Genomic DNA, 7,077 nt, shown 5'->3' with positions numbered 1-7,077 from the left:
TTTAGGGTTTGCTACACCGCTCTTTATTTTCGGATTAATTATGCTCTTCCTTTTCGGATTCCAGTTTCCAATTTTTCCAACCGGGGGTAGCGTAGATCCACAAATTGATACTGGTACATTTGCTTATTATGTAAGTAAATTTAATCACCTTTTATTACCGGCCCTATCAGGTGCGTTAATTGCCACTGTAGGTACTGTGCAATATTTACGTAGTGAAATTATTGATACGAAACATAAAGACTTTGTACGAACAGTCCGAGCAAAAGGTGTTCCTGAATCTAAAGTTTATTCACGACATATTTTACGAAATTCCTTTTTACCAATTGCGGCCTTTTTAGGTTATGAAATTACAGGTTTAGTTACTGGAGCACTCTTCTTAGAGAATATCTTTAGCTATCCAGGAATTGGACAATTATTCATCCAATCTATGGGACAACGTGACTTTAGTGTAGTAACTGCCATTGTTTTATTTACTGGATTCGCAACGTTACTCGGAACACTTCTTTCCGATATCATTTTAAGCATCGTTGATCCACGTATTCGAATCGATTAATGGGAAGGAGGAAAAAATCATGTTAGCAAATCCTGAAAAACAAACCGAAGTCATTCATTACGAGAAAAGCCCCTCTGGTTTCTCCATTATGTGGCGCGAATTTCGTAAAGATAAATTAGCAATGTTTTCACTAGTCTTTCTAGCAATCTTACTTTTAGCAGTCTATGTAACATCTTTTATTATGAAGCAAGAAGATATTGTACGCGTAGATTTGTTTTCTATCTACGCACCTCCCTCTGCTGAACATTGGTTAGGCACTGATTATGGAGGACGTGATATTTTTGGACAACTTATCATTGGTACACGAAACTCATTTACTATCGGACTAGCAATAACGATTCTCTCTTGTTTAATTGGCCTTTCTATCGGATTAATTGCAGGTTATTTCGGAGGGAAAGTTGATAATGCTATTATGCGCTTCATTGATTTCGTAATAGTACTACCAACATTAATGCTTATTATCGTATTTATCACACTTGTACCTACTTTTAATATCACAACGTTTATTCTAATTATGACTGCTTTCTTATGGACAGGAAAAGCGCGATTAATTCGCTCAAAAGTATTAACTGAAAAAGAACTCGATTATGTAGCTGCATCAAAAACATTGGGAACACCTAACTGGAAGATTATCCTTTTCCAAGTGTTACCTAACTTAAGTTCTATTATTATCGTAAGTGTTACATTAAACCTTGCAGGGAACATCGGTATTGAATCTGGTTTAACTTACTTAGGATTCGGTCTACCAGAAAGTACACCTAGCCTTGGTACACTCGTAAGTTATGCAACAAACCCAGATGTTTTACAAGAGAAATGGTGGATTTGGTTACCTGCATCAATCATGATTTTAGTGTTGATGCTGTGTATAAATTTTATTGGTCAAGCGTTAAAACGTTCGGCTGATGCAAGACAAAGAAAAGGATAAGGGGTGGAGAATTTATGAATAAGCCAAAACTTTACAAAGTATTAAGTACATTAGCAGCTTCAACACTACTACTATCTGCATGTGGGGGTGCCGATAGTGGAAGCAAAAAGACTAGCACTTCTAGCACTAATAAACAAGTAGATACGCAAAAATTTAATGCTGCTGTTAAAAATGATAAAAAAGAAATTAAAGACGGCTCATTAACATACGCTCTTGTTTCAAATACACCATTCGCAGGTGTTTTAAGTAGAGTTGTATATGATGGTAATCCTGATGCTGAAGTTATTAACTTCTTCGATGAAGGCTTATTATATACAGATAAAAACTGGGAAATCAATAATGAAGGACCAGCAACTTATACACTTTCTGAAGATAAAAAAACAATTACAATTAAAATTAAAGATAATGTAAAATGGCATGATGGTAACCCTGTAACAGCTGAGGATTTAGAATTTTCTTACTTAATAATTGGTAATGATAAATACACTGGAGTACGTTACGACACACAAATGCAAATGATTGAAGGAATGGAAGAATACCACGCTGGAAAAGCCGATAAAATTTCAGGTATTAAAGTTGTTGATCCAAAAACAATCTCTATTACTTATAAAACTGTTAACCCATCTTTAAAAACTGGTATTTGGACATATCCTACCTCTAAAAAATATTTAGGCGATGTACCAATTGAAAAATTAGCTGAATCAGATAAAGTTCGTAAAAATCCAATTGGATTTGGGCCATTTAAAGTGAAGAAAATTGTTCCTGGTGAATCAGTTGAATTTGAGCGCTTCGATGACTACTGGGGCGGTAAACCTAAATTAAAAAATGTAACTTTAAAAGTAGTAAACCCTGCAATCGTAAACGCGTCACTGAAAAAAGGTGACATTGATATCGCAAAAGTTACTGCAGATCAATATCCAAATGTGAGCAAACTAAAGAATACACAATTAATCGGTGTCACAGACTTATATTATAGCTATATCGGATTTAAATTTGGACATATGGACAAAGACAAAAAAGAAGCTGTAATGGATAAAGATAAATTTAAAGATGTTCGTTTACGTCAAGCGATGGCATATGCAGTGAATCGTGAAGAACTTGGACAGAAGGTATATCATGGCCTTCGCTTCCCAGCTAACTCACCAATTCCGCCATCTATGCCGAAGTTCCATAATAACAAAGCTGGTGCATATGACTTCGATGTAGAAAAAGCGAAGAAATTATTAGATGAAGCTGGCTATAAAGATAAAAACGGTGATGGATTCCGTGAGGATCCAAAGGGCGGAGAATTCAAAATTAATTACTTAGCTAGTAGCGGTAGCGATACAAGTGAACCACTTGCAAAATTCTTTATTCAATCTTGGAAAGATATCGGCTTAAAAGTAGAGCTTGTTGATGGTCGTCTACACGAGTTTAACTCATTCTATGATATGATTAAGAAAGATGATCCAAAGATTGATATCTTTGGTGGAGCTTGGGGTACTGGTTCTGATCCTGACTTATCTGGTCTTTGGGCAAAAGATGCAAGCTTCAACTACGGTCGCTGGGTAAACGATGAAAACACTAAATTATTAAACGAAGGTTTATCAGAAAAATCTGGTGATGAAAAATATCGTAAAGAAGTATACGATAAATGGCAAAAATTAATCCATGATGAAGCGCCTATGATCCCACTTCACTATCAATTTGAATTAACAGGCGTAAATAATCGTGTGAAAAACTATGATGTTGCTCCTGGTGCAAAATTAACATGGAAAGACGTTGTAGTAACAAGCGATAAAGCAGAAACAGAAAAATAAAAAATAGCTCCTGGCACTGAGATACATGCCAGGAGCTATTTTTTATTTACAATCCTTCTCTTACTATTTATAACAACCAATTCCTTCCCCACTCTAAAATCAAAAGATTTGATGAATTATCTTTATTACAACAGCTAACGTAACAGATGCAGCAAATCCCCCTAAACAAATAAGACCGACACCTTGGCTATATGATAAATTTTGAAGTGCTTTCATCTTTTTCATCCTCCCTATCTCCCCTTCGATATGTTTATTTTACCAATGGAATAATTTTCATAACATCGATTTTTCTGACAACAAACTTACAAATTTGTAAGTTAATATTTTCTAGAAATTATGTATCTATTATGTCCACACTCTCCCTTTTTATACGTCAAAAAAGACCTCGAATTATATCAAGGTCTTGCTTACACTACAAAATATTTCACTCAATTTATTTGATAATCATCACCGGACATTTCACACGCTTTGCTATTTTATGACTCACACTACCAAGCACCATCTCTTGCAATGTATTTAATCCTCTACTTCCAGCAATAACAAGATCTATATCTCCTGTATTTACATATTGAACAATCGTATCTCCTGGATCTCCATGTAATATCGTAATTGTATAAGAAATGTTCTCTTTCTTTAATAAACCTTCAATCTCTTTCAATTTATCTTTTCGACTAGCCGATATTGTTTCTAAATCCGTTTGACCTTGTATAATATCTGATTTTGCTGTTCTATTATCTACTACGTACACAACTTCAACATTTGCTTCTTCGCTACATTTCGCAATATATGTTGCATGTTCCGCTGCTCGAAGTGCATGTTCAGAACCGTCACATGCTAATATAATTTGTTTATACATATGCTGAATCCCCTTTTCGTTATCCTACTCGTATTATATAATAAAGCCCCCTAAAAAGGAGGCTTCTAACTAGCAATTCTTTTATTATAAGTAGCTAAATTAGTAACAAGTTTTGCACTACGTTCATTTAATCCCGTTATACTTACTTTCACGCCACTTTGTTCATACTTCATAATAACTTTATCAATTGATGCCACTGCTGAATCATCCCATATGTGTGCGTGAGAAAAATTCAACTCAATTTCTTTTACATCTTCCTCAAATGAAAAATTATTTATAAAATCTGCCGTAGATGCAAAGAAAAGTTGACCATGAATTTCGTATATTTTCTTATTTTCAATATATAAATGTTTCACGTGAATCTTTGCCATATTGAATGCAAATAAAACCGCACTAATTACTGTTCCGATAATTACACCTAATGCTAAATTATGTGTAATTAAGACAACCACAACTGTTACGATCATAACAAATGCATTCCCTTTTGGCACTTTATGAATCGTTGTTACAGAGTTCCAATCAAATGTTCCAATTGAAACCATAATCATAACTGCAACTAAAGCTGCCATCGGAATATGAACGACATAATCACCTAAAACAAATAGTAATATGATTAAAAATCCGCCCGCTACAAACGTCGATAATCGCCCGCGTCCACCTGATTTAATATTAATAACAGATTGTCCAATCATTGCACATCCTGCCATTCCTCCGAAGAAACCAGCAACAATGTTTGCAATCCCTTGTCCACGTGCTTCCTTATGTTTATCACTTTCCGTATGCGTCATATCATCTAAAACTGAAGCTGTTAATAATGACTCTAGTAAACCGATAATTGCAAGCATAACTGCGTACGGTAAAATAATCCCTAATGTCTCAAGTGTAAAAGGCACGTCAGGCATGCTAAAGAACGGTAATTCTTTCGGCAGACTTCCCATATCCCCGACTGTTTTTAACTGTAATCCGCTCATAAGTGCAATACTTGTCACGATGATAATTGAAATAAGTGTAGACGGTACAGCCGTCGTAATACGTGGAAATACATATATAATTGCAAGTCCTAATGCGACAAGTGCATACATTTGCCAAGTTGCATTTTTAAAATGTGGCAATTGCGCTGTAAAAACTAAAATTCCAAGTGAATTTAAAAAACCACTCATAACAGATTTCGGAACAAACTTCATAAATGAGCTCAGTTTGAACACACCAAAAATAATTTGGACAATCCCCGTTAATATTGTTGTAGCAAATAAATATTGCAAACCATGATCTTTAACAAGCGTTACCATTAACAATGCCATTGCACCTGTTGCAGCTGAAATCATTCCAGTTCTTCCGCCAACAAATGAAATGGTAACTGCAATACAAAAGGCTGCGTATAACCCAACGGTCGGATCCACGCCTGCAATAACAGAGAAAGCAATTGCTTCAGGGATTAACGCCAAAGCAACGACAATTCCTGATAGCACATCTCCTTTCACGTTGGAGAACCAGTCATTTTTTATCGTCTGAAACAAAATACCACTCCTCTACTCTTTTATCATTTGATTTTCTCCATAAGAAAATCTAAGCCGACTGCACGAAGGCTATTATATAACGAGTAGAGAGATTTTTGCTATGTAAAAGTTTCCTATCGAAATAGACGCTACCTCAGTAGCGCCTTTGCTCCCTTTATTAATGTCCACCGTGACCTTGACCACTTTCTTGCACAATCTCTAACCTCTCATCCAATATACCTTGTGTTTCAAATGAAATATCACTCGTACTCCCTAATAAGAAGCCGTGGTTATACGGACCAAGTGTTGGATCATCTTTAAACTTCGGTTGAATAGTAGCAAGGAAATCATACACTGGTTGTGAAGCTTTTCCTTCCTCTAATAAGATAACAGGTGCATGTTTACCCATATGTGAAAATGGTGCTCCTGCAACTGCTAAGTCTGGTGTTTTGTTTGAAACAAATGATACACCGTGACCTGGTTTTGTGAACCCCCATCCAAATTTTGTTTTTTCATCTTTAAACTTTGCAAATGCAATAGAATTTTCTACTGGAGTCTCTCCACTAATACGCGTTACTTTCCCGTATTTGCTTAACTCTTTTTCTACTTCTTTTGAAATGATTTTTTCTGGTCCTAGTACATATATATTTGCTTTATCTTTTCTCATCTTTAATGCCTCTATCGTCGCTTCTGGCACTTTATTCTTTTCTGTATAAAGTAATGGTTCTGGCATATGAGAAATCCAGTTTACAGCTGGTGTTGTATATAAAAGCCCTTCTTCTTCAGACGAACCGATAATAACACTATTTGGGTAGCTTCCTGTTATATCGGCATATTCTTTATCCACATCTTTTGCAAAGATAGCTGGATTCGTTTCCTTTATTTGCTTTACTTTATAGTCTTTTAATTGTTCGAGTGCGACTCCGCCTATATCACCCATCAACATAATTTGTGTTCCATCTTTCGTTCCGAGCGGATTTAGCCGTTTTATTTCTTTTAACGTCATCTCGGGTACCTTTTCTTTTTCTATAAATAGAATCGGTCCGTTATTCGGATGATGAATAAGGTCTGCACTTGCAATACCTAATTGCCAGTCGTTTACTGGTACTAAAATAACAGCGCCTGGCTGATTCTCTTTATGTGTTGCTGGCCATATCGTCTGCGAAGTTAATACTGCCATTTGAAGAGGATCATTTGTGTTTAATCTCGTTACATTTTTTAAACTTGTCGTTAATAAATCATTTGATGCACCTTGATTCATTTCTTTCGGTGCAGTTACCTCCTGATTCATTTTCATTTCCTTCTGCTCTGTTTTCTTCTCTTCTTTAGATTCATGATTTTTATGATCTGTATTTGTTTGTCCACATGCCGCAAGACCAACTGCTGTAATTATTGTTATCCCAAAAACTCGGGTCATTTTTTTCACTATACCGCCTCCGTATGAATCA

At 35.6% G+C, this 7,077-nt stretch carries 7 protein-coding genes; 3 read left to right on the top strand and 4 right to left on the bottom strand.

Annotation, left to right across the window (positions count from 1 at the left end; translation table 11 throughout):
* From MR079_RS16110 to opp4A, 3 genes are all read left to right on the top strand, one after another.
* A partial coding sequence (locus MR079_RS16110) for an ABC transporter permease (protein WP_242294287.1) occupies window positions 1-553 on the top strand: 553 nt, incomplete at its 5' end.
* Window positions 554-572: 19 nt separating this feature from the next.
* Entirely contained in the window at window positions 573-1,478 is a 906-nt protein-coding gene (locus tag MR079_RS16105) for an ABC transporter permease (protein WP_029437468.1), read from the top strand.
* A gap of 14 nt (window positions 1,479-1,492) precedes the next feature.
* Complete coding sequence (gene opp4A / locus MR079_RS16100; protein ID WP_242294286.1) at window positions 1,493-3,277, top strand: oligopeptide ABC transporter substrate-binding protein; 1,785 nt, start codon at window positions 1,493-1,495, stop codon at window positions 3,275-3,277.
* Between the two features lie 99 nt (window positions 3,278-3,376).
* Here the strand turns inward: opp4A and MR079_RS16095 are convergent, their stop codons facing one another.
* From MR079_RS16095 to MR079_RS16080, 4 genes are all read right to left on the bottom strand, one after another.
* A complete protein-coding gene (locus MR079_RS16095; RefSeq protein ID WP_000738298.1) occupies window positions 3,377-3,502 on the bottom strand; it encodes a DUF4027 family protein in 126 nt (41 codons plus the stop codon).
* Window positions 3,503-3,710: 208 nt separating this feature from the next.
* Window positions 3,711-4,133 (bottom strand): universal stress protein, encoded by a 423-nt coding sequence (locus MR079_RS16090; RefSeq protein ID WP_000277992.1) that lies wholly within the window; start codon window positions 4,131-4,133, stop codon window positions 3,711-3,713.
* Between the two features lie 65 nt (window positions 4,134-4,198).
* The gene (locus tag MR079_RS16085) at window positions 4,199-5,650 is read right to left on the bottom strand and encodes a SulP family inorganic anion transporter (protein WP_242294285.1); all 1,452 of its coding nucleotides are present in this window, start codon (window positions 5,648-5,650) and stop codon (window positions 4,199-4,201) included.
* Between the two features lie 157 nt (window positions 5,651-5,807).
* Entirely contained in the window at window positions 5,808-7,055 is a 1,248-nt protein-coding gene (locus MR079_RS16080) for a cell wall-binding repeat-containing protein (RefSeq protein WP_242294284.1), read from the bottom strand.
* Window positions 7,056-7,077: the final 22 nt, after the last annotated feature.

It is taken from the genome of Bacillus cereus group sp. BfR-BA-01381 (assembly GCF_022663555.1).
Classification (GTDB): domain Bacteria; phylum Bacillota; class Bacilli; order Bacillales; family Bacillaceae_G; genus Bacillus_A; species Bacillus_A pacificus.
Note: the sequence above shows the minus strand (reverse complement) of the source record. Positions and strands in the feature narration are given on the sequence as shown.

Bases quoted from the DNA above. Each gene is read 5' to 3' on its own strand.
- MR079_RS16105 (WP_029437468.1), top strand. From the start codon at position 573: ATGTTAGCAAATCCTGAAAAACAAACCGAAGTCATTCATTACGAGAAA.
- opp4A (WP_242294286.1), top strand. From the start codon at position 1,493: ATGAATAAGCCAAAACTTTACAAAGTATTAAGTACATTAGCAGCTTCA.
- MR079_RS16095 (WP_000738298.1), bottom strand. From the start codon at position 3,502: ATGAAAAAGATGAAAGCACTTCAAAATTTATCATATAGCCAAGGTGTC.
- MR079_RS16090 (WP_000277992.1), bottom strand. From the start codon at position 4,133: ATGTATAAACAAATTATATTAGCATGTGACGGTTCTGAACATGCACTT.